This is a genomic window from Metallosphaera yellowstonensis MK1, from assembly GCF_000243315.1.
GTDB classification, from domain to species: Archaea; Thermoproteota; Thermoprotei_A; order Sulfolobales; family Sulfolobaceae; genus Metallosphaera; species Metallosphaera yellowstonensis.
This window is the reverse complement of the sequence record NZ_JH597761.1, coordinates 1,224,752-1,245,465: the sequence shown is the minus strand read 5'-3', so window position 1 is coordinate 1,245,465 and position 20,714 is coordinate 1,224,752. Positions and strand designations below refer to the sequence as shown.

Annotated in this window: 16 protein-coding genes and 2 pseudogenes; 5 read left to right on the top strand and 13 right to left on the bottom strand. The window is 50.4% G+C overall.

The annotated features are described in order from the left end of the window. Window positions 1-12 precede the first annotated feature (12 nt). From METMK1DRAFT_RS07285 to METMK1DRAFT_RS07255, 7 genes are all read right to left on the bottom strand, one after another. Entirely contained in the window at window positions 13-1,020 is a 1,008-nt protein-coding gene (locus METMK1DRAFT_RS07285; protein ID WP_009072305.1) for a 3-hydroxyacyl-CoA dehydrogenase family protein, read from the bottom strand. Beyond that, entirely contained in the window at window positions 1,017-2,306 is a 1,290-nt protein-coding gene (locus METMK1DRAFT_RS07280; protein ID WP_009072303.1) for a phenylacetate--CoA ligase family protein, read from the bottom strand. The genes METMK1DRAFT_RS07285 and METMK1DRAFT_RS07280 overlap by 4 nt, the downstream gene beginning before the upstream one ends. After that, the gene (locus METMK1DRAFT_RS07275) at window positions 2,303-2,686 is read right to left on the bottom strand and encodes a Zn-ribbon domain-containing OB-fold protein (protein WP_009072301.1); all 384 of its coding nucleotides are present in this window, start codon (window positions 2,684-2,686) and stop codon (window positions 2,303-2,305) included. The genes METMK1DRAFT_RS07280 and METMK1DRAFT_RS07275 overlap by 4 nt, the downstream gene beginning before the upstream one ends. Window positions 2,687-2,690: 4 nt before the next feature. Continuing rightward, window positions 2,691-3,854, bottom strand: coding sequence for a thiolase domain-containing protein (locus tag METMK1DRAFT_RS07270; protein ID WP_009072299.1), 1,164 nt, complete (start codon window positions 3,852-3,854; stop codon window positions 2,691-2,693). 89 nt (window positions 3,855-3,943) lie between these two features. Beyond that, window positions 3,944-4,525 (bottom strand): hypothetical protein, encoded by a 582-nt coding sequence (locus METMK1DRAFT_RS07265; RefSeq protein ID WP_155812327.1) that lies wholly within the window; start codon window positions 4,523-4,525, stop codon window positions 3,944-3,946. An 11-nt stretch (window positions 4,526-4,536) separates the two neighbouring features. Further along, window positions 4,537-5,397 (bottom strand): 1,2-phenylacetyl-CoA epoxidase subunit PaaC, encoded by an 861-nt coding sequence (locus METMK1DRAFT_RS07260; RefSeq protein WP_009072297.1) that lies wholly within the window; start codon window positions 5,395-5,397, stop codon window positions 4,537-4,539. Between the two features lie 101 nt (window positions 5,398-5,498). Next, a complete protein-coding gene (locus METMK1DRAFT_RS07255; RefSeq protein ID WP_009072296.1) occupies window positions 5,499-6,299 on the bottom strand; it encodes an enoyl-CoA hydratase/isomerase family protein in 801 nt (266 codons plus the stop codon). A 162-nt stretch (window positions 6,300-6,461) separates the two neighbouring features. Here METMK1DRAFT_RS07255 and METMK1DRAFT_RS07250 point away from each other — a divergent pair, with 162 nt between their 5' ends. Continuing rightward, entirely contained in the window at window positions 6,462-8,039 is a 1,578-nt protein-coding gene (locus METMK1DRAFT_RS07250; RefSeq protein WP_009072294.1) for a benzoate-CoA ligase family protein, read from the top strand. A 721-nt stretch (window positions 8,040-8,760) separates the two neighbouring features. Here the strand turns inward: METMK1DRAFT_RS07250 and METMK1DRAFT_RS07245 are convergent. Continuing rightward, on the bottom strand, window positions 8,761-9,909 hold the full coding sequence (locus METMK1DRAFT_RS07245; RefSeq protein ID WP_009072290.1) for an RNA-guided endonuclease InsQ/TnpB family protein: 1,149 nt from the start codon (window positions 9,907-9,909) through the stop codon (window positions 8,761-8,763). A 322-nt stretch (window positions 9,910-10,231) separates the two neighbouring features. Between METMK1DRAFT_RS07245 and METMK1DRAFT_RS07240 the strand changes: the two are divergent. Together METMK1DRAFT_RS07240 and METMK1DRAFT_RS07235 are read left to right on the top strand one after the other, a co-directional pair. Further along, window positions 10,232-11,294, top strand: a pseudogene (locus METMK1DRAFT_RS07240) (IS701 family transposase). A 99-nt stretch (window positions 11,295-11,393) separates the two neighbouring features. Next, entirely contained in the window at window positions 11,394-11,636 is a 243-nt protein-coding gene (locus tag METMK1DRAFT_RS07235; RefSeq protein ID WP_048087489.1) for a hypothetical protein, read from the top strand. Here the strand turns inward: METMK1DRAFT_RS07235 and METMK1DRAFT_RS07230 are convergent. Both METMK1DRAFT_RS07230 and METMK1DRAFT_RS07225 read right to left on the bottom strand, forming a co-directional pair. Further along, window positions 11,625-12,980, bottom strand: a complete 1,356-nt coding sequence (locus METMK1DRAFT_RS07230) for an FAD-binding oxidoreductase (protein WP_009072287.1) — start codon at window positions 12,978-12,980, stop codon at window positions 11,625-11,627. The genes METMK1DRAFT_RS07235 and METMK1DRAFT_RS07230 overlap by 12 nt on opposite strands. Window positions 12,981-13,017: 37 nt before the next feature. After that, complete coding sequence (locus METMK1DRAFT_RS07225; protein ID WP_009072286.1) at window positions 13,018-13,884, bottom strand: zinc ribbon domain-containing protein; 867 nt, start codon at window positions 13,882-13,884, stop codon at window positions 13,018-13,020. 135 nt (window positions 13,885-14,019) lie between these two features. Here METMK1DRAFT_RS07225 and METMK1DRAFT_RS07220 point away from each other — a divergent pair, with 135 nt between their 5' ends. Together METMK1DRAFT_RS07220 and METMK1DRAFT_RS07215 are read left to right on the top strand one after the other, a co-directional pair. Further along, window positions 14,020-15,336, top strand: a complete 1,317-nt coding sequence (locus tag METMK1DRAFT_RS07220; protein WP_009072285.1) for a cryptochrome/photolyase family protein — start codon at window positions 14,020-14,022, stop codon at window positions 15,334-15,336. Window positions 15,337-15,358: 22 nt separating this feature from the next. Beyond that, window positions 15,359-16,966, top strand: coding sequence for a S9 family peptidase (locus tag METMK1DRAFT_RS07215; RefSeq protein WP_009072284.1), 1,608 nt, complete (start codon window positions 15,359-15,361; stop codon window positions 16,964-16,966). A gap of 51 nt (window positions 16,967-17,017) precedes the next feature. Here the strand turns inward: METMK1DRAFT_RS07215 and METMK1DRAFT_RS07210 are convergent, their stop codons facing one another. From METMK1DRAFT_RS07210 to METMK1DRAFT_RS15605, 3 genes and pseudogenes are all read right to left on the bottom strand, one after another. Beyond that, window positions 17,018-19,312 (bottom strand): ABC transporter substrate-binding protein, encoded by a 2,295-nt coding sequence (locus tag METMK1DRAFT_RS07210; RefSeq protein ID WP_009072281.1) that lies wholly within the window; start codon window positions 19,310-19,312, stop codon window positions 17,018-17,020. Window positions 19,313-19,624: 312 nt separating this feature from the next. Further along, complete coding sequence (locus METMK1DRAFT_RS07205) at window positions 19,625-19,852, bottom strand: hypothetical protein (RefSeq protein WP_009072279.1); 228 nt, start codon at window positions 19,850-19,852, stop codon at window positions 19,625-19,627. Between the two features lie 316 nt (window positions 19,853-20,168). Further along, a pseudogene (locus METMK1DRAFT_RS15605) lies at window positions 20,169-20,714 on the bottom strand (transposase); the annotation flags it as partial.

Here is a 20,714-nt window from a genome sequence, read left to right as displayed (position 1 = left end):
AGTTAAAAAATACTAAGACAGTACTCCCAGTTCCCTGGCTAACTTGAATATGCCCTTCTTCATGCCCAAACCCAACTCCACTCCTCTCTCGAGCTCTTCTTCTTCGACCACACCCTCCCTCACCAGCCAGAGGGCCTCCTTCACAGCTGGTTCCAGTAGTATTGACGGATCAGGTCCGCCCTCAGCCCGTATGTCGGGTCTCCCTCTAGACCAGTTGTAGAAACCTTCCCCGGACTTAGCCCCTAGCTTACCCTGTTTTACCCTCTCCTCTAGGGGAGGACACTGGAATTCGAATCCCCTCCTAGAGGCCTCCTTGGCGATGTTATAGTTCACGTCCAGGCCGGTGTAGTCTAGTAACATTATGAGCCCCATGGGCATCCCTAACCTGTTCATGGCCACATAATCTATCTGCTCTGGAGTGTACAGGGCCAGTAGTGAACAACCTGCTGTGAACAGCCTAAATAGGACCCTATTGACCACGAACCCGAAGACGTCCTTCCTGACCGGCAGTGGATACTTACCTAGGGAGCTGACGACCCTCAGGCCGAACTGGAAAGTCTCATCTGAGGTCTTCTCTCCCCTTATGACCTCCACGAGCTTCATGAGCACTGGTGGGTTAAAGAAGTGCATGCCCAGGAACCTCTCGGGCCTCTTCACGAATGTGGACAACTCAGTTATGGGGAGAGAGCTGGTGTTGGTAGCTATTACCCCCTTAGTCTTAGCCGAGACTTCCCTTAAGACCTCTCCCTTAACCTTGAGATCCTCAAAGACTGCCTCAATCACTAAGTCTGAACCACCGCACTCCAGGGAGTTTGAGAAAGATATTCTCCCCAACGTCTCCTCAGGATCCTTCACTACTCCTTTCTCCCTTAACTTGTTTAAGGACCAAGCAATTCCTTCCCTGGCCTTCCTCAGTGCGTCTTCCCTCACGTCATATAGGGTCACCTGGTTCCCTGCCATGGCGAAAACTTGACCTATCCCGCTTCCCATAACTCCCGCTCCAACTACGAACACCTTCACTTGAGGACCACCCTCTTGGCCTTACCCTCAAATCTCGGTAGGGTTCCCAGCTCCACGAAGTTCACCTCTGGAGTCAGGAAGGTTACGTTCTTCACCTCGCTCACAATCTTTCTTCTCAGCTCCTCTGATGGGTTCCTGGCCTCGATTAATAGGAGGAACTTCTGCGGTTCCCTGGTGATGACGATCTGATATTCCACAACCTCTTGATACTTCATGAGGATCTCGTTGACCGCTGTCGGATAGAGCTTGACCCCCTTGTAGAATATTACGTCGTCTGTCCTCCCCTTCATCATGGCTACCTTCGGGAAGGGTATATCATCGTCGCTCTCCAATAACCTTGTTATGTCCCTCGTCCTATATCTTATTAGCGGCATCCCCTCCCTCGTCAAGTGAGTGAAGACCAACTCTCCCTCATCTCCCTCGCCCACAGGTTCCCCTGTGTCAGGGTCTACTATCTCCACCAAGAAATGATCACTCCAAATGTGCATGAACTGGTGTTGGTCGTGGGGGCACTCCTGGGCAACTCCAGGCCCTATGGCCTCAGTGAGACCGTATATCTCCCTCGCTCCTCCGCCCCTACTCGTCAGGGCGAGCTCCCTCTCTATCCTTTGGAGCATCTCCGGGGTCATGGACTCTGCACCGGGGATAGCTAACCTGAGATCCAAGTCCTTCTCAGGGTCAAGACCTATCTCCCTGACTTTCTCGGCTATGACTAACTCGTACGACGGGGTCCCTGTGACAACGGTAGCCTTGAAGTCCTTCAGAGCCCTAGCTAAGGCCTCGGTCCTCCCCGTACTCCACGGTATGACCTTGGCTCCAATACGCTGGGCTCCGAGGTGGAGTCCCATTCCCCCAGTGAACAGGCCATAGCCGTAGACGTTGGCTACCACGTCCTTCCTGGTGACCCCGGCTGTCCTTAGGGATCTAGCCACTAGGTTAGCCCAGAGTTCCACATCCCTTTGTGTGTACGCCCCCACAGTGGGAACTCCGGTAGTTCCGCTGGTCATATGCCACCCAACTAATTCCTCAAACTCTACTGTTAGGAACTCTCCCCCGTAGGGATATGCGTTCTCCCTCAGGTGACTCTTGGTCGTGAACGGGAGTTTCCTCAAGTCCTCCTTCTCCTTTATATCCTCAGGGGTGAGGTTCCTCTCCCTAAAGATCCTCCTGTAGAAGGGACTTCTCTCGTATACTCTCCTGATCATCCTCCTAAGTCGGAGCCTCTGTACGTCCTCTATCTCCCTCTTGGTCAGAGCCCTGGGGTCCGTCTCATCGTATTCTATCACGCTGTCTCACCTACCACTCTATCTCCGTCAGTTCCCAACCTCACCTTAGACCCGACCCTGGGAACTCCCTTGATCCAGCACATCAGGTCCACTCCGTCCTCCGTCCTAACTATCCCTATAGTATAGTCCTCCCTATCCTCGTACCCCTGGGGTTTCGCCTTAACAACGGTGTAGGTCATGAGTTCTCCTCTGTCTGAGAGCCTGTACCACTCCAGTTCTGACGTCATGCAAACTGGGCAGTCCCTCTGAGGAGGATAATACAAGCTTCCACACCTCTTGCACTTGGTAGCCCAGATCTCCCCCTTCTTCAATCCTTCCCAAAACTTCTCGTAGCCCCTCTCGGGAATGACGTATCTAAGCTCAAGGGGTATCGCCTGCATATTATCACCTCGAGAGTACCGTGACGTAAGCGTAGTGCCCTGTCCCTCCCACGTTGTGGGTCAGGGCAACATAATTCTTGAACTGGTGTTGCACGGGTCCCGCCTCTTCCCTGAGCTGTTTCGTTACTTCATACAACATGGCCAACCCTGTTGCACCGAGGGGGTGTCCCTTGGCCTTAAGTCCGCCCAGCAGGTTCACCGCTACTCTTCCTCCCCTCTCTGTCTGTCCTTCCCTGAGTAGCGTCGCCCCCTTACCTCTCTCAGCGAAGCCCAAGTCCTCGTATGCCATTATCTCAGCAATGGTGAAACAGTCGTGCACTGTAGCGTACTCAACGTCTGAGGGGGTCCTCCCGCTCAGGGAATAGGCTGAGGCCGCCGCCTCCCTCGCCGCCCTGAGACTCGTCCACTCCCCCCTCCTGGCTATGCTTGAGGTATCGCTCCCGAAACCTATGCCCTCTATCCAGACTGGGGTGTCCACCTTCAGCTCCCTTATCTTCTCCTCTGAGGCAAATATCACCGCTGCCGAGCCGTCGCTGATGGGTGAGGAGTCCAGAAGTTTTATGGGCCACGATATTAATCTGGACTTCAACACGTCCTCAACCGTCACCCTGTTCCTCAGATGGGCCTTCTCGTTCATGGAGGCGTACTTGTGGGCCTTCACTGACGCCAAAGCCATATCCTCCTCAGTGGTACCGTAAACTGCCATGTGTCTAGTGGCGTAAAGTGCGTAATATGAAGGAAAGGTAGTTCCGTACATGTGGAACTCCCATTGGTAGTTCCCTCCTCTTCCTCCGATTGCCAAGGATGTGGGTGTGTCGACTTCAGTCATCTTATCGAAACCCACAGCTAACACCACTTCTGCGGAGCCTGACGCCACCGAGTTCACGGCAGTGAAGGCTGCAGCAGAACCTGTAGCACATGCGGCCTCGACCCTAAGGGGGGTCTTTCCCAGAAGCGATGAGTACTCCGAGACCGGAGGGGCGGGGTACAGTTCAACGCCCCTGTAGGCAGTACTGCCAGCCACAACTAGGTCTATATCCTTCTGAGTTAGGCCTGCGTCCTCAAGGGCCTCCCTTATGGACTCCCACGCCAATTCCCTGACGGTAACGTCGTCCCTTCTCCCGAACTTGGACACGCCAACCCCTATTATTCCAACTCTCCTCTTCATGACATGAAGATTTGATATTGGAACTATATATGTTTTCATGGCTATTTATATAATTTTTTTGACATGTGGATATGAAGGAGAAAAACGCATTAAGGAATTGAGCCCAAGACGTCGTTCAGTTTCTCCATCACCTTCGCGGTCGATTCCCCACTTAAACCCAGATCCCTGGCCAACTCCTCGGCCAGGTGGTGGTACTTAAGGAGGGTGTGTCTTAGGTTCAGGTTAGTCCCAGAGATCACGTTCTCTAACCAGGTCAATTGTAGGCGTTCCTGCTTCTCTATCAAGGGGAGATTCAGCTGGGAGCTCAAAGGTTCCAACGTAGCTCTTACCTGCTCCAGGTGGGCCAGACTTACAATCCTGGTAATGAAGGCGTGAACCAGGGCCTCCTCCTTAGATTCCGGTCTGACGTCGAGTACTCTAGAGAACCTACTCCTCTTGTTAAAGCCGTCCTCCGCTATCCTCCTTCCCTCCACACCCAGGGAGGTCAAGACCAAGTATAGCCTGTAGGAGTGCTCTACCTCCCCTGCAACTAACTTCATAAGGGAGAGCCTGTAACCAGGGTCCGTAAAGGACAGGAGGAACGGGAGATAGAGCTCTGAGCCCGACGCTTCAAGATCCAACCTCTTCCTGAGAATCTCCACGACCACGTTGGTGTCCTGAACCTGTGCCAAGCCTCTCATCCCTATAATACCTTCCTCCCGACGTTAGGATCCGGCATTTCCAGACCCAATTCGTTGATTAGTTCTTCAACCTCCCTAAGATACATCTGCCTCGCCTCTTCGTTCTTCCATCTCTTTATTCCGTATCTTACTGCCATCTCAGAACTCTTAGATCCTGTCTTGCCGAACATGTCCAAAGCCATTGGGAACCACTTGTTCAACGCCTTCTGGGCCCTCTCCCTGTTCTTTACCCCCTGATATGAGTCCTTGAGCATCCTCTTAAGCCCATCAAAGCCGAAGTTCACGTGAAGCTGTTCCTCCATGAGCATCGTAGGGATGGCCCGAGCCAAGGGCCCGTAACTTGATCCCTCGAAGGCTCTCAACTGGTATATTCCCACCCTATCCACCAGGAAAGTGAAGACCAGAACGTCCTCCCAACTGGAGAAAGGGGTATTAAACGCCTGGAGCCTATGGTTTCCCAACCTCACTGCGAGGACCCACTCCTTGGCTTTCCTTCCTTCTGGTCCAAACTGATCCAGAAGTTGAGTTATTTGCCATCCATGCCTCATTTCGTCGACCATGATCCTGGCCACCTTGACCCTATCAGAGGGAGTTGGAGCTGTAAAGATGGTGTCTGAGTGCTGTTCGATTGAGGCGAACTCTGTATCGGCCTGAACAGTGAGCATTTTCAGGAGCAAGTCTCTCATTTCCTTGGGCATCTCTGATGGTTCCTCAAACTTCCCAATTCCCGTGTACTCTCCCCACTGGATTATCCTCTTGGGCGGTTCATACTCCACTTTCAGGCCCAGGAACTGCTGTGCTCTTCTCCTGAGGTCCCTCACAGATCTCTCCATTTCTTCCTCCACCTTCCTCTCTTCAACCAAACTGACTCCCCTGTAACGTTAACTTTTCCACATATATAACGTTTTCTCAACGTGGATAGTTAAAAGCGTTCAACAGATAAAAAAGCATTAATAGGAAATACTTATTTTCCCTTGAACTGAGGGGTTCTCCTCTCCAGGAATGCCTTAGCACCCTCCCTTGCATCCTCTGATGCTAGAGCCTGATTCTGAAGTTCCCTCTCAAAGCTGAACGCTACGGGAAGCGGGAGATCCAGGGCCTCGTTTAGTGACAGTTTGTTGAAACCTATGGCCCTCAACGGCCCCTTAGATACTTGAGACGCGAAGGACAGGGTCTCCTCCAGTAACTTTTCAGGTTCTACCAGAAAATCGACTATTCCGAGCTCGTGGGCCTCCTTGGGACTGAGGCTCTTTCCAGTGACCATGAGGTACAAAGCCTTAGACTTCCCCACGATTCTCCCCAACATTTGGGTTCCTCCCTCTCCAGGGATGAGACCCAGGTTAATTTCAGGCATACCGATCTTTATGGACGGATCTGAAGAGGAGTATCTGAGATCACAGGCCATGGCTATCTCCAGTCCCCCTCCCATGCAGTGGCCGTTTATAGCAGCGATAAAGAGTTTCCTAGTAGTCATCATCCTCCAGAGGACTTCCTTGCTGTATTGACTAGATAACCCTACGTATTCTGGACTCCTGTCCCTTATCTCAGCTATGTCGAACCCAGCGGAGAAGAACTTAGGTATTGCACTCGTTAGAATCACGGCGTCAACCTCATCATCGAACCTAACCTCAGTCACTATGTTATCCAGTTCCCTCAACATCTCCAGGTTATGAGCGTTAGCAGGAGGTCTGTTCAACCTAATTATACCTGTTTTATTATTAAGTTCTAATTTAAAGAATTTTGGATTCAAATTTAATAAACCCATGGGGATCACCCTTTGTTTATGACTTTAATATAAAAATTTTTCTTATAAACGCGAGAAGGCTTTAACGCGAATAAAACGTTATAAATGTAGAACGTGTTAGGGAAAGTCGGTTGATGAGGTTGAGCGTTGGAGCCTCTAACCATAGTTCGGGAGGTGTAACCGTTGACTGAAGTTTTCAACGTCGCCCATATGGCTCTCTCCCCTTGGGATAACGACGTGGATAGGGAAAGGCCAGCCGTGTATTTTAACGAAGAGGTGTGGACTTACGGGAACGTCCTGGATGAAGTGAAAAGGGTCAGCAATGCCCTTAGGGAACTGAAGTTAGAGAAGGAGAACAGACTCCTCATGTTGGTATATGACTCGCCTCAGTTCGTCTCCCTCTTCTTCGGGGCTATATGGAGTGGAGTAATTCCAGTACCCATAAACACGTACCTCAAGCCCGAAGAGATACTATATTACCTAGAGGACTCTGGAGCCAAAGGAGTGGCTTTGGAGGAAGAGATATGGAGGGACTTGGAGCCAACGTTGAGGAGAGGGAAACCTAAGAGGCTGAGGGAGGTGATCGTTGTGAGGGGAAGGGCTGAGTCTCAGCCTTCATTGGACGTACATAGCTACGATGAGCTAGTTAAGGGTCAAGGAACACTCTCGGAGCCGGAGCCGGCCTCCAGGGACGAAATGGCCTTCTGGTTATATACCTCAGGGACTACTGGTTTCCCTAGGGCAGCAGTTCATCTTCACAAGGACATGCTGGTGACCACAGAGAGTTACGCCAAGGGGATACTGGGGATGGGGAGGCATGATAGGGTCTATAGTGCCTCAAAGCTGTTCTTCGCCTATGGTCTCGGAAATGGTGGATACTTTCCACTCCTCACTGGTGGATCCACGATCCTCTATCCTGGGAAGGTATCTGGGGAGAAAGCTCTGGAAGTGATACATAAATATAAACCATCAATTTTCTTTGGAGTGCCCACCCTTTATTTGGCCATGCTTAACGTGAAGGACTGGGAGAAATATGATTTGGGATCCCTGAAATTCTGCGTCTCGGCTGGGGAGCCTCTACCTTCTACCATTTATAGAATGTGGAAGGAGAGATATAATTTAGAGATATTGGATGGGATAGGCTCCACTGAGGCCTTACACATATACGTCACCAACAGGCCTGGCAACTCGAAGCCAGGAGTAACAGGCCAGGCAGTCCCAGGATATCAAGTGAAACTGATAGACGAGGAGGGAAGGGAGGTTAACAGAGGTATGGGAGAACTATACGTGAAGGGAGATTCCTTCTCCCCCTTTTACTGGAACAGGTATAAGGCTACGAGAGAGCACATGATAGGGGAATGGTTCAGGACCGGGGATATGTTCATGAGAAATGAGGAAGGTGATCTTGTTTACTTGGGAAGAACAGACGATATGTTTAAGAGTAGTGGTATGTGGGTGTCTCCCAAGGAGGTGGAGGACATACTTCTCAAAAATCCTAGAGTTTTAGAGGTGGCGGTTGTCGGTGTACCTGATGAGGTAGGTCTAACCAGGGTAGTAGCTTTCGTGGTACCCAAGAACGATCCAAAGGGATTGGTAGAGGAGATAGTGGAGATGTGCAGGAAGACTACTCACTCATATAAATGTCCCAAAGAGGTGAGGATAGTTAATGAACTTCCAAAGACAGCTACGGGGAAGATCAGGAGGTATCTTCTGAGGAAGGAGCTCATGGTCAAGATGGAGGAGGCGAATCGGCTACGGTGAGCTTAGGTTCATGCTACCCATCATAATTGGTAAGGAACTATCTGATTGTGTAGTTTGAAGTGTGCTAATAGTATCCATGGACATTGCTTCCCACCATGTGGTCCCACATCATCTTAAGACTGAGGCTCCACAGGTACTACCCATATTTCCGATCTCAGTAACATGACTGACCTCCTCCCAGCCATGAAGGCGAGGTTCCCCGAGGTCTCAAGGATTACACCCCTTTACGGGTGTTACTCTGTTGTGGTCCATGACGAAAGAGAGAAGTCTCTTAGTTGTTTATACGAGTGAGTTGGTGGCCCTCCTGAGGATGTTCAGTGCAACGTTAAGGACGCTATGCAGTCTGTGCCTGGGGGGGGTAGTTAACTACTCCTCTAGGCGACACTTAACGAGAGATCCCACAACTCCTGAGCAACGGTTGGAGTTTCCGTCAAGTGTCGTCTCATTATCGGGAGAAATTTCACGTGAGCTACTCTGCCCTGAAGGGCGGAGTTTACTGCTTCATTACTCCACCCTATCCAAAGTGTAGAGCTTTAGGGAGCCCAAGAGGAGTTACCTCAAGTTCCCGGACGGGGACGTCAGGATGCGCTGGACCCTCTGTTCCCACAGTCCGTCAGGGACGAACCGTTGGTGCCTCTACCGTTAGTCAAGGTGGGGCAGTAAACTACCCCGCCCTCACGGACTGGGCTTTGGGGTTTCCAGTGGCCTTCACGACGCACCTTCATCTCCCCTTCGGGGTGTTTACGTACCCCCGACCCGTACCTCTCGTTAAGGCACGGGCTACGTTAATAGATGCGTTCAGGTCACGGTTGTACTTGAGACCGCACTTAGGACAGCGATATTCCCTTCCTTCAACGTGGGTAACGTACCCACACCTGTGGCAAGTCTTGGACGTATTCTTAGGGTTAACATATCTGACCTTAATACCCTCCAACTTAGCCTTGTACTCCACCATCTTCTGCAGTTTCCTGAAGGGTAAGGAGTGAAACCTCCTGTTGAGTTTCTTACCCCTCCTGAAGTTCTCTCTAATACCCGTGAGCTTCTCCATCACTAACACAGGAGAAGGGAACTGTTTAGCGTATTCCACAATCTCCTTGGAGATAACGTGAAGCTCGTGGTTTACGATCCTTCTCTCTCTACCTCTCAGCCTCTTGAACACGTCCAACCTTCTCTTTTCCTGTAGTTTCTTCCTGATATTGAAGTGCCTGTGCCTGACTTCCTTGATTCTAGATCCCTTGAAGAAGGTACCCTTTGTCGGTTTACCGTCAACTAGTGCCATTACTGTAGCGAAGTTCCTTTCACCCAGGTCTATCCCTATAGGTGTTTGTGGTTCAAAATCCTTGAATGGTTTTTCAAGGGTGAAGTAGGCGTACCACTCTCCGTCTCTCTTTACGAGTTCAACCTGTTGCAAAGACCACTCGCCGTCGTCAGAGAGGGCGTCAACTATCATCTGTCTTTGTCTTTCCCCGAACTGTACTGGATACCACACACCATCACCGTCCAGCTTGAGGTACAACCAATAAGGTGTTAACTTAGTGTCCCTCCTCACGAGCTTGAAAGCACGGTAGTTCACTCGCATTGATACTTCATGCACGTGAAATTCTCTTCCCTCATTAGCCTTAACCAGTTCTACTGCTTTGTCCCTAGCAGTCTGCGTGAGAGTGGAAGACAGACCGAACCTTCTTCTCGCCTCCTCGTACGCTTTCTGTTGGAGAAGATCCTTATCCTTGATCTTAAAGGAGGCGAAGAACTTCACAGCTTTTAGGTACTTCTCCAGAACGACGTTCAGTTTGTGTCTCTTCTCTTTGTTAGGGTTCAGAATCTTCCCCTGTACTGCTACTTTAACTTCTGCTTTCAGGGAACGTCCCAATCTTTTTTACTTTGATTCACATTTATACTTAACTTCCCGCCCTCACGGACGGGGTCTCTAGTGCGAAAAGATGAAGCAGGAAGACCGTACATCAGGTCGGGGTGAGTTCACAACATTGCTCATTCCTAGCTCCATGAAGGTTAACTTGATTACGCGAAGACTCGTCCAGGACGTAAATGTCATCCAATTCCGAGTTCAACCCAAGGGAGAATTAAGGGATCTTCAAAGTAATTACAGCAGTTATGGGAATCTTAGGGAGGTAATACCAAGAAGTCGGTATTAGCGAGAAGTTTTTATTTTTCGACGTCTTCCTGCTGAAAAGATGCCGAACGGAAAAGGACAAATCGAGTTGGCTAGGGAGAGGCTAGTCAAGGCGGTCAACCAGGTTCTGGGCGTGGTCAGGAGGAACGGGAGGAGCAGGAAGGTCGGGTTGGCGCTAGTCCTCATGGTCCTGGTAGGTGGGAGGGCCAGCGTGAGGAACGCGGCCGAGACTTTCGGGTTGGACTACGCAAACCTGCTGGAGGCGTTGGGAGAACTCGAAGGCGCGTGGAGGGACTACCTGGAGGTCCTGTCGGGGCTGGTGAAGGGTCAGGTGGCCGTCATCATAGACGACACCGTGGACCACAAGGAGTACTCCAGGGGGAAGGACGTGAGCCCCCACGGGAACTACTGGATCTACTGCCACGCCCACGGGAGGTTCGAGAGGACCAAGCTCCTCACGGTCGCCATAGTGGACCTCTCCACGGGCAGGACGTTCATGGTGGGGGCCTTCCCCTACGCCGTGAGGAAGATGTTGGACTTGGGGATGGTCAACGAGTTCAAGACCAAGATCGACTTGGCCAGGGAGATGTTGGACGTGCTCAAGGAGCGCTTCCGCGTGTCCAGGGTCGTCTTCGACTCGTGGTACTGGTCCGAGAAGCTCGTGACGGACAACGTGGTGTCTGAGCTCAAGTCCAACCGGAGGCTCCTCAGGGTCGAGTTGGTCCAGGGGACCCTCGAGGAGGTGGAGGGACACCTCCGAGTGGGAGACCTACCCCCCGGAGTCTACTACGCCGACCTGACCCTGGGAGGCCGACCCATTACGGTGAAGTTGTTAGTCCGGGAATATAAACGTGACTCCGGGACACACGTCAGGTACCTCTACACGACCGACCTCTCGCTCAGCGAGGAGGAGATCGAGGAGGCCTGTCGTGTGGGAGATCGAGGAGCTCCACAGGGACGTCAAGGCCCTTGGACTGGAGGACTCCTCCTTCTGGAGGAGGGAGAGGCTTCAGGGGTACCTCACGATCTTCACCATCAACAACGTCGTCAGGGAGCTGGTGGGGGAGCTGAACCTGAGGAGCGTGGAGGCGTTCCTCAGGTTCGTTGAACGTCATTTAGGCTGACTACCTGGGCTGATGAAAATCCTTAAGTTACGTTAAAGTCCCATAACTGCTGTAATTAGTTGGTACAATATTTATAAACCGCTAATGTATGCCGATAATATGTCTATCGTATTGGTATTGAACAGGTTGACCTCCATGGCTCTAGCCTTTCTCTTGGGCTTATCGTTGAGATTGCTCTCTCTCCACCAGGTGGCGTTCTTATTGATTCCGTTCCTCATAGTAACAGACGCTCCGTCCATCTTTCTGGTAAACATAGCATTGATGCCTTTGGCACTTCTCCTTTTAGTGATCTCCGCCTTAATATATGGAGGGAAAAGGTTCTTTAAACTACTACGAGCTTGACCTTCTCTCCTCACTCCTGTTGATCTCGTAGGCCAGTTCCACGTACTTACCAGGGTTCATTATGGACTCAGGATCAATTAATCTCTTTATTCCGTTCATGATCTCCAAGACCCTCTTACCGCTGTGGGATGTTATCTGTTCCCCCATGACCTTAGCCTTCTGAATTCCAATGCCGTGTTCCCCAGATACTGAGCCCCCCAGTTCCACAGCTAACCTGGCCACTTCATCAAATATTTTGTCTGCATCCTCAGATCTCTCCAACAGTATGTTGGGGTGTAAATTACCATCTCCTATGTGAGCTATCACGGGCATCCTGACGTTATACTTCCTCTCCAAATCCCTGAGCCTCCTGACTGCCTCAACCAGCCTGGATACGGGAACTACGATGTCTTCAACGTACATGGATTCGGCAGAAGCCTTCAGGGCTAAGGCCGATTGACTCCTCAGGGAGTACATTCTCTCCCATTCCTCATCGTTGAGGACTTCTGCCTCCACGCCCCATCTCCTGAGGATCTCCCTCATACGCTCCGAGTCTGGTTCATCCACTCGTAGGAGTAGGATTCCTCCTCCTGACTTCCTCAAACCCGCGTTGAGATGTTCGTTGAGTGCCCTTATGACCTCGTCGTCAACGTACTCGGCTATCTCTGGAAGTATTCCAGACCTCCTCATGTCAATTATTATCCCAGCCACGGAATCCAAGGAGGATACATATCCCACTAGGGCTACGAGTCTCTGCCTGGGGGTCGGGATTATCCTGAGCCAGACTTCGGTTATTATCCCTAGAGTCCCCTCGCTACCTACGAACAGGTGTACTAGATCGTAGCCGGCCCTGTTCTTCCTGAGAGGCTCCCCGACCCTTATCACTTCACCTGAGGACAGTACTACCCGAAGGGCTAGCACCCATTCCCTGAAGGTTCCGTATCTCACTCCTCGCATTCCACCTGAGGAGTTGGCCACTGCTCCTCCGACTGTGCACAAAAAGAAGGAGGCTGGATCTGGAGGAAAGAAGAAACCCCTCTTGCTCAACTCCTCGTTTAGCTTGCCCAGGTTCACCCCGGGTTGAACCCTGGCATACCAATCAACCTCGTTTATCTCAAGGATTGATGACATATACCTCATGTCTACCAGGATACACCCCTTACAGGCCACAGCCCCGGTTAAACTTGTCCCTGCTCCCCAGGGTACTATGGGGATCTTCTTCTCCCTGGCAAAGTTAACCAGCTTGATAACATCCTCCTCACTCCTTGGATATACCACGGCCAGGGGATCAGCCCTGAAGTTGACGAAGTCTTCCCTGACCTCCTTGGTGAACTCTAACCCCAACTCCCTTAATTGCTCTTCCATGACGATTCTGTGAAGTGAGAGGAAATAACTTTGTCCCTCAACTCTTGCCTCCTACTTGGATTGACCCTAACTTAGCTCCACACCCACTGCAGAACTTGGCTGATGGGGGGTTCAAGGTTCCGCATTGAGGACACTTGACCTCCTGAAGGGAGACGCCACATTGGGGGCAGAACTTTGCTCCCTGAACTACTGGGGAGCCACAGCTCCAACACTTGAGCTGCCCTTGTTGGGTTTGCGTTTGACGCTGCTGAGAGGGCTGTTGGACCTGAGGCTGAGGAACTGGCGCTGCCTGCTGATACGGGTTTAGTGGATAGGGCTGATACTGTGGATAACCCTGAGGGTTCGGATACTGTCCAGGGACCGGACCTGCAGGTGGGGCGGACATGACTAGCATGGTTATCATGTTCATGATCTGTTCCTCCTGAGCATAGTCCTTATATATCCCGTACATATCAATCCCTCCCCCAGCTAACCCAAGGAGTTTGCTGTGGAGCACCTCGTCAGTCAACAACTGTGTACCTCCTGCCACCAATAAGTCCTGCATGAGATTAGCTATCCCAGTCTCGACGACCAGAATCCCTGGGCCCTGACACAGTCTTATGGTGTAGGCCTTGTTCTGATCCGTGAGGGTTCCCAGGAGAGAGGAGTGCTGTGCCTGAATAACGGCCATATTCTGAGCGATCATGGGATATGTCTGAAACCCCTGTCCCATGAGGAACATGACCACTTGCTGTGCAACGTATTGTAGGTTTATTGGATACTGTAAAGGTATCACTTGTTGCTTTCCCCCCAAGCCCGTGGGCTGTTCACAGGCAATGAAAGCCATCATGCTGTTCTGATAAGGCCCGTAGGGCTGACCGTAAGGCTGATACGGTGCTCCGTAAGGCTGATAAGGATAACCCATGGGTTCCTGTTTAACAATGGATATATAAATGTTGTGATCTCGCTAAAAAATACAATGACTTACTTAGTGGAAGAAATCATGAAAATAAAAAGAGTTTAAATTAATGTATAATAGTCTATCGCAAGTAGTTCGATCGTGAGGTGTGCATTCGTCTTCAGGAGGGACTTGAGGCTTTACGACAATACCGGTCTAATGCTCGCTGGCGAAGAGTGCAATGAAGTGATACCAATCTTTTTCCTCGATCCTAGACAAGTTGAGGACAACCCGTATCTCTCCCCTAGAGCGCTCGAGTTCATGCTACAGTCCCTAGAGAATCTCGATGAAGAACTACAGGACTTGGGGTCAAGGCTCCACGTGGTCAAGGCAATTCCGGAGGCGTTGATAGGAAAGATTCAGGTCGAGGCCGTATATCTTAACTACGATTACACGCCCTTCTCTAGGGCTAGAGATGAGGGAATGAAGGAGGCGTTGAGGGCTAAGGGAAAGAAGTTGATATCGTCCGAAGACCTCCTTCTGACCGGGAGGGACTTTTTTGAGAGAGAGGGACCTTTCACGGTGTTCACTCACTTTTACAGGAGAGCAAAGGCTCTCAAGGTCAGGGAACCCAGAGACGAGCTACCTAGGAACTTGGGAGTCATGGAGTCTCTCCCAGGAGTTGAAGTTTTGAAGGGATTGAGAAGGCAGGAGATCTTGTTCAAAGGAGGAAGGAAGGAGGCATTGAAGATCTTGGAGAGGGCGAAGTCCATAAATTACGAGCAGAGAGACCACCCCTACCTCGACCAAACAACTCATCTCTCTCCCTATATAAAATTCGGAGTTCTCTCCATAAGGGAGGTGTTCCACAACCTAGATAGGGAAGACCTGAGGAGACAGCTTTACTGGAGGGACTTCTACACCCTGCTGGCTCACTATAACCCTCAGGTCTTTCGAGGACCCTTCAAGAGAGAGTACTACTGTGTCAGGTGGGAGAACGATCCCGTCAAGTTGGAGGCATGGAAGGAGGGAAGGACAGGTTATCCCATAGTGGACGCAGGGATGAGAGAGTTGAAGAGTACAGGTTACATTAACGGCAGGGTAAGGTTATTGGTCTCCTCATTCCTGGTCAAGATCCTTCACGTGGACTGGAGGATAGGTGAGAGGTACTTCGCTACACAGTTGGTGGACTACGATCCCTCTGTAAACAACGGGAATTGGCAGTGGGTAGCCTCCACGGGAGTGGACTACATGTTTCGGGTATTCAACCCCTGGTTACAGCAAAGGAAGTTCGACCCTGAGGCCAAGTACGTAAAGAAATGGGTGGAGGAGCTGAGAGAACAGAGACCAGAGATCATTCACGAGATTTACAATCATGAGGTTAAGGGTTATCCGAGACCCATTGTAGACTACACCGAGGAGGTCGCAAAGTCGAGGGAGGAGTGCAGGAGGGCGAGGGAGGAGTGCAGTAATTTTTAACTTCAGACTTTCTACCTCCCTCATGAACCTAGATTTCCTGAGGACAACTCCAGTCCTCGACTTCGACGTGAAGGACGGTAGGTTAGCCTACATCCTTTGGGAAGAGGCTCCACAGGCGTACATCCACGGGGTCGGAAAAATAGACTTGGAGGAGCCGGAGACCGTACACTGGGTTAACGGTAGACTGGCCATAGTGGCGGACGAGAAGGGTAAGGAAGTGAGGTCCATATACCTTTACGACCAGGGGGTACACCCGGTCCTCTCCGACGGTTACGATAACCTGAATCCCCACTTCCTAAAGGAGGACAGGTTTTACTTCGTGTCCAACAGGGACGGAAAGACCTTGCACCTCTACCTCTACGATGGAGGTGAAATAGTGAAGGTAAGCAAGGGAGAACTACCAGTCTCTCAGGTCTGTGTTTCTCCAATGGGGAGGTGGGTGGCGTACTCTCAAGGAATATACGACGATGATATTTGGATAGTAGATAACAAGACGGGAGAGGAGAGAAAGTTATCCTTTCCCAACTCCGAAGACTTACCGGCCTCCCAACAGTGCTTCTGGGGGGACTACATGCTCTTCTTGAGTAACGTGAACGGTTTCTATGACGTAGGGAAGCTCAACCTAAAGGACTTCACCTGGGATTTCGTGGTGAAGTCAGAGTTAGACAAAACTGAGGCCACAGTCTGGAGAGGAAACCTGGTTTACACTGTGAACAGGAAAGGAGACATATCCCTGATACATGGAGAAAAGGAAATCATTGCGGAGGGAGAGGTGAGGGACCTCAAGGTGGATAACTCCCTCTACTTCATCCATTCGTCCCACGAGAGGGATTGGGATCTCTATAGGTTCGACGGCAAGATGGAGAGAGTGACCGACTCAATGAGGGGGGTTAGAGGCGATTTCGTCAGACCCCAACTCATCAGTTACGACTCGGAGGGCGTGGAGGTCGACGCACTGCTCTACTCCAGGGGGAAAGAGAGGATGGGAGTAGTGTACGTTCATGGGGGGCCAGATTACGAGTGCCTCAATCACTTTTCTCCCACGATCCAACTCCTCCTGGATGAAGGATTCAAGGTGATCTGTCCCAACTACAGGGGATCGACCGGCAGGGGGAGAAGGTTCAATCACCTTAACGACAGGGATCTAGGAGGAGGAGATCTAAGGGACGTGGTCAGGGCAGCGGATTTGCTGAAGGTAGAGAAAGTGGCCATCACCGGTGGAAGTTACGGAGGATACCTCACCATGATGGCCGTTACCAAGTATCCAGAGAAGTGGTGCGCTGCTGCTGCGGTAGTACCCTTCGTGAACTGGTTCACCGAGAAGGAAAAGGAAAGGGAGGTGCTAAGACAGTATGATGAGGTAAAGATAGGAAGCGACGAGAATATCCTGAGGGACAGGTCTCCCATCTTCTTCGTGGACAAGATAAGGGCTCCATTACTACTGCTAGCCGGGGAGAACGATCCGAGGTGTCCTGCCGAGGAGACAATGCAGGTGATAGAAAAGATGAAAGAGTTGGGCAGAAAGGTAGAGTTCAAGATTTATCATGACGAAGGTCACGGTTTCACTAAGAGGGAGAACTACACAGATCACGTTATGAGGGTTGTCAAATTCTTGACAGAACAATGTTAATATATACGCAAAGATTTAATATACAAATTAGCTAAAAAACTCGTTACGTTTTTACCTTCTCCTGATTAGGGCCACAACTACCGCTATTATAACTATAACTACAATTACTCCAGCGATTATGGGCAAAGTGGAACTGGAGGTAGTTGGTGAGGGTGGTGGTGAAGGAGGTGGTGAAGGAGGAGCAGGGACAGCGGTCACGTTAATTGATCCATACCTGTACAGTTCTCTGGCGCCGTTATCCCAGGTCACCTTGCTCACCACCTCGTATATTCCAGGCTTCAGGCCAGTCGTGTTGATGGTCCCCACGTACGTTCCTGGAGAGACCATCTTCATGGGGACAGGCATGGTGGCATTTCCGTAGCTCTCACCGGAGACGTTCAGATACTTCAGCCACATAACTGCCGTTCCGTTAACGGGGTTAGCTACAAGGGAGGAGGTGGAGTTGTCCCACGTGTAGTAATCGAAGGTGGCGGTGAAGTTCACGGACTTGCCCTCAGTTACGTTCTGCAGGAATATTAATGGGTTTATCCTGAAGTAGTATGGGTTGTAAGTTACGGTAACCTCTTTTGCCTCACTATTGAATGAAGAGAACATGTAGGGACCGGATGATATCTCTGGAGCTAGAGTCGAGTGATACAGGGTTACAACGTTGACTGGACCTATGACGTGAGCGGGCATTATGGGGTACTCGGATAAAACCAAGTATTCGTTAACGTAGGACGAAGAGTTGAGATAGAACACGATCTGATAGGGGTTAGTTACATTAGTCCAGACCAAGGACGGTATAGTTCCGAACAGATCGGTGTTTATGAACCCCTCGTTGGCGAGGTAGGTGTAGTTTAAGGTTACACCGTCAAAGGTATTGGTGCCCATCATCCCAGGAAGATCATAATACCAGACGGAGAAGTTTACGTCATAAGCCGTGAGAGGCACCCCATCTATCCAAGTGTCGTTGTGGACGAGATTGACGGTTATTATGGAACCGTTGACCAGTTTATCGCCGTTGGGCAGAGTCATGTTGACAAACTTCTGAACGGTCCAGCTCGATGCGACCCAAGGTATGAGCTGAGATTCGTTGGAGAGCAAGGCAACAGTCAGCGAATCATACATGTCGTTTAGCGTGTTGAACGCGTACAGGGACACGCTGGCGTAGATGTTTATGTGTCTAGGTAAGTCACTGGTTATGGAGGAGAAGATGAAAGTGCCGTTCAGTGCCTGGTTAGTGGGATGGACGTCCATTATATTTATGGCATACACGTTGGTACCGTTAGCCATGTAGATGTAGTTGGCCCAGTTGGGCAAGTAGACTGCCTGTATAGCATTATTCCAGATCACTATAACGTAGGGCAACTGCTGTTGTAACATGTACTCAGCCTCCTGAGTGTACTTTATCTCCTGAGAGAGAGAAGGTGCGTTGAGAGCCATTTGTAGTGTCTGATCTATTGTCGAGTTGGAGAACCCTCCCACGTTTCCAGGAGAGGTATAGATACCGTTCATCCAGGAGTTAGGGAACGGTCCAAGATTTATCCACCCGAACGTAGTTAAGTTAAAATCGTTGTAGGGTGGAGTGGTCGCCTGAGTAATCAGGGTAGCGAAGCTCTCTGAAACTGGAGTTATAGATAGGTTTATGGCCTTAGCGGAATCTGCAAGGAGATTGGCCAACCTCTGAAGTACCGCTGGGGGATAAGTGTAATAAAACGTCAACTTCAACGGTTGCCCGTTATAGTACCATTGACCGTCCTTGTGTGTGACTCCTGGAACTTTCTCCAGGTACTGTACAGCCCTCGTTAAGTTATACGATTCGTACTGTTGATAATACTGAGCTGCTGCAGGGTTGAACCAGGGTTTGTATACCGAAAGTGCAGGAGAGACGAAATACGGGTAATCCGTTCCTAGGACTCCGTTGTCCAACACATAGGAGGTCACGTTGTCGGGATTTATTAACGAGGCTATGGCATACCTGAAGTATAGGTTCGCAGTCAGGTTATTGCCGAAGGCGAAGACTATCTGCCCGAAGCTCTCAACAGGAGCGATTGCCAAGAAGGCAGTCTTGTTATAGGGAGCGGTCTTCAACTCGTTGATTTCAGATACGTGAGTTAGAGTTATGAAATCGACCTTTCCGTCCAGGAGGGCGTTAAACTCATCCGTATGCGTTGAATAGGCATATGTATACACTATTGTACCTACCCACGGCTCGCTATAAATAGCCTGATTAGGTGTCAAGATAGGTGTGTCGAAGTTAGCTATGGCAAAGCTGGACACTTGCACCGGTAAAGCTATTATCATCACAAAAACTAGGAGAAGGCTTATCAAGAGGCTAAATCGAGACATTACTATATCTACCATTTAGAGGATAGAACGTTCAGGGATTTAAACTTTTTCAGATCACCAGTATACCTTTGTGAAGTTCTTTTAATTGAATTAAAAGATAATGTAGCCCTAGGATTGTTAGAAGGTTATCTTAAACATTTCTATGAAAATATGCACTAAATATTGTTCTTTCATAATGTTTTTGGTTCTCAATGTATCCCTTAGGGTATCCCAAGGGAGAAATAGCACGATACCGGATAGGCCTCTATGAAATTTAACGAAGTTTAACCTAGCCCTCTACTCTTTCCGTTAGATTGAGGGCGTTGTACTCGACGACCTTGAACATCTTCATTTGTACTCTTGTGCATCCAACTCGATCGTATTCAACAGTTTGCGGTAAGACCAGACGTTTGACGTGAACTCGTTGCCCTTGTCCTGTACTACTTTTAAGGGGTAGCCCAAGATGATCGTCGAGACGCCTAGTTCGTGGAGGGCCTCGACCAGGTGGGACGCGAAGTCCCTTAGAGGTGAAGTAGCCGAGCCCCTCATGTCCAGCTCCCTGATAGACCTCTCCACGTCTGGCCTCTCTTCAACTGTAAAGTTCTGAAAACTAGAAACATCACGCTAATACCGACTTTTCCGTATTATCTTCCTAAAGATTCCCATAACTGCCGTAGATTATCTGAGTATTCAGGAGCAGCAGTTATGGGACTTTCCCATAAATATCGCCCTGTAATCAAGGCAAAATCTAATAACTGCTGTCAGGAGGTTGAACTATCAGAATTATTTCACTCTAATTCTGACTTATTTTTGAAGAGGTGATTTTGGGCGATTCAGGGCTCCTTTGCAAATTGTAATATATCTCTCGGTTTAGACTTATTCAATGAAGGAATTACTGAATATATTTGATCATATCACGAAGAAATAAGGGTTCTTGTAATATTACAATGATGAGATGATAGGTCGAGAGGTTGTAGTTGAGGGCTATGGCCCGGGCGATCCGGTCCTCCAGGGGGAGTGGCACTTGCCGAACTCTCCGGGAGGGAGTTGAAGGGCTGGTCGGGTTGTTTGACCTGAGGAGGGACCTCCCTGGGGGCGAGGAGGTAGGAGAGGAGGGGAGAGCCACGGGTGGGGACGGACTCGGCGAAGGTTTCGCGTGTAAGCCGACTATCGGGACTACCACGGGAGCCACGGGTGGGGAAGGACTCGGCGAGGGAGAGGAGGAGGTCCAGCAAGACCTTCACCCTCCTGCTTCGTTTGAGGTGGACCAGGCAGGTCTGCCTCGCGACCTTGATCCAGGAGCGGGAGATGGCCGTGTCTAGGACCTTCACCCCGTCGGCTACGACCAGGGTGAGGTTGTACCTCCTCCACAGCCTCACCAGGAGGTCCCAGTAGCTCACGACGTCCTCCTCCCTGGTCAGGACCACGTCAAGCACGG

What these genes read in the sequence shown, in the direction of transcription:
- METMK1DRAFT_RS07275 (WP_009072301.1), bottom strand. Translation starts at nt 2,686, where the DNA reads ATGCAGGCGATACCCCTTGAGCTTAGATACGTCATTCCCGAGAGGGGC.
- METMK1DRAFT_RS07270 (WP_009072299.1), bottom strand. Translation starts at nt 3,854, where the DNA reads ATGAAGAGGAGAGTTGGAATAATAGGGGTTGGCGTGTCCAAGTTCGGG.
- METMK1DRAFT_RS07255 (WP_009072296.1), bottom strand. Translation starts at nt 6,299, where the DNA reads ATGGGTTTATTAAATTTGAATCCAAAATTCTTTAAATTAGAACTTAAT.
- METMK1DRAFT_RS07235 (WP_048087489.1), top strand. Translation starts at nt 11,394, where the DNA reads ATGTCTATCGTATTGGTATTGAACAGGTTGACCTCCATGGCTCTAGCC.
- METMK1DRAFT_RS07230 (WP_009072287.1), bottom strand. Translation starts at nt 12,980, where the DNA reads ATGGAAGAGCAATTAAGGGAGTTGGGGTTAGAGTTCACCAAGGAGGTC.
- METMK1DRAFT_RS07225 (WP_009072286.1), bottom strand. Translation starts at nt 13,884, where the DNA reads ATGGGTTATCCTTATCAGCCTTACGGAGCACCGTATCAGCCTTACGGT.
- METMK1DRAFT_RS07215 (WP_009072284.1), top strand. Translation starts at nt 15,359, where the DNA reads ATGAACCTAGATTTCCTGAGGACAACTCCAGTCCTCGACTTCGACGTG.
- METMK1DRAFT_RS07210 (WP_009072281.1), bottom strand. Translation starts at nt 19,312, where the DNA reads ATGGTAGATATAGTAATGTCTCGATTTAGCCTCTTGATAAGCCTTCTC.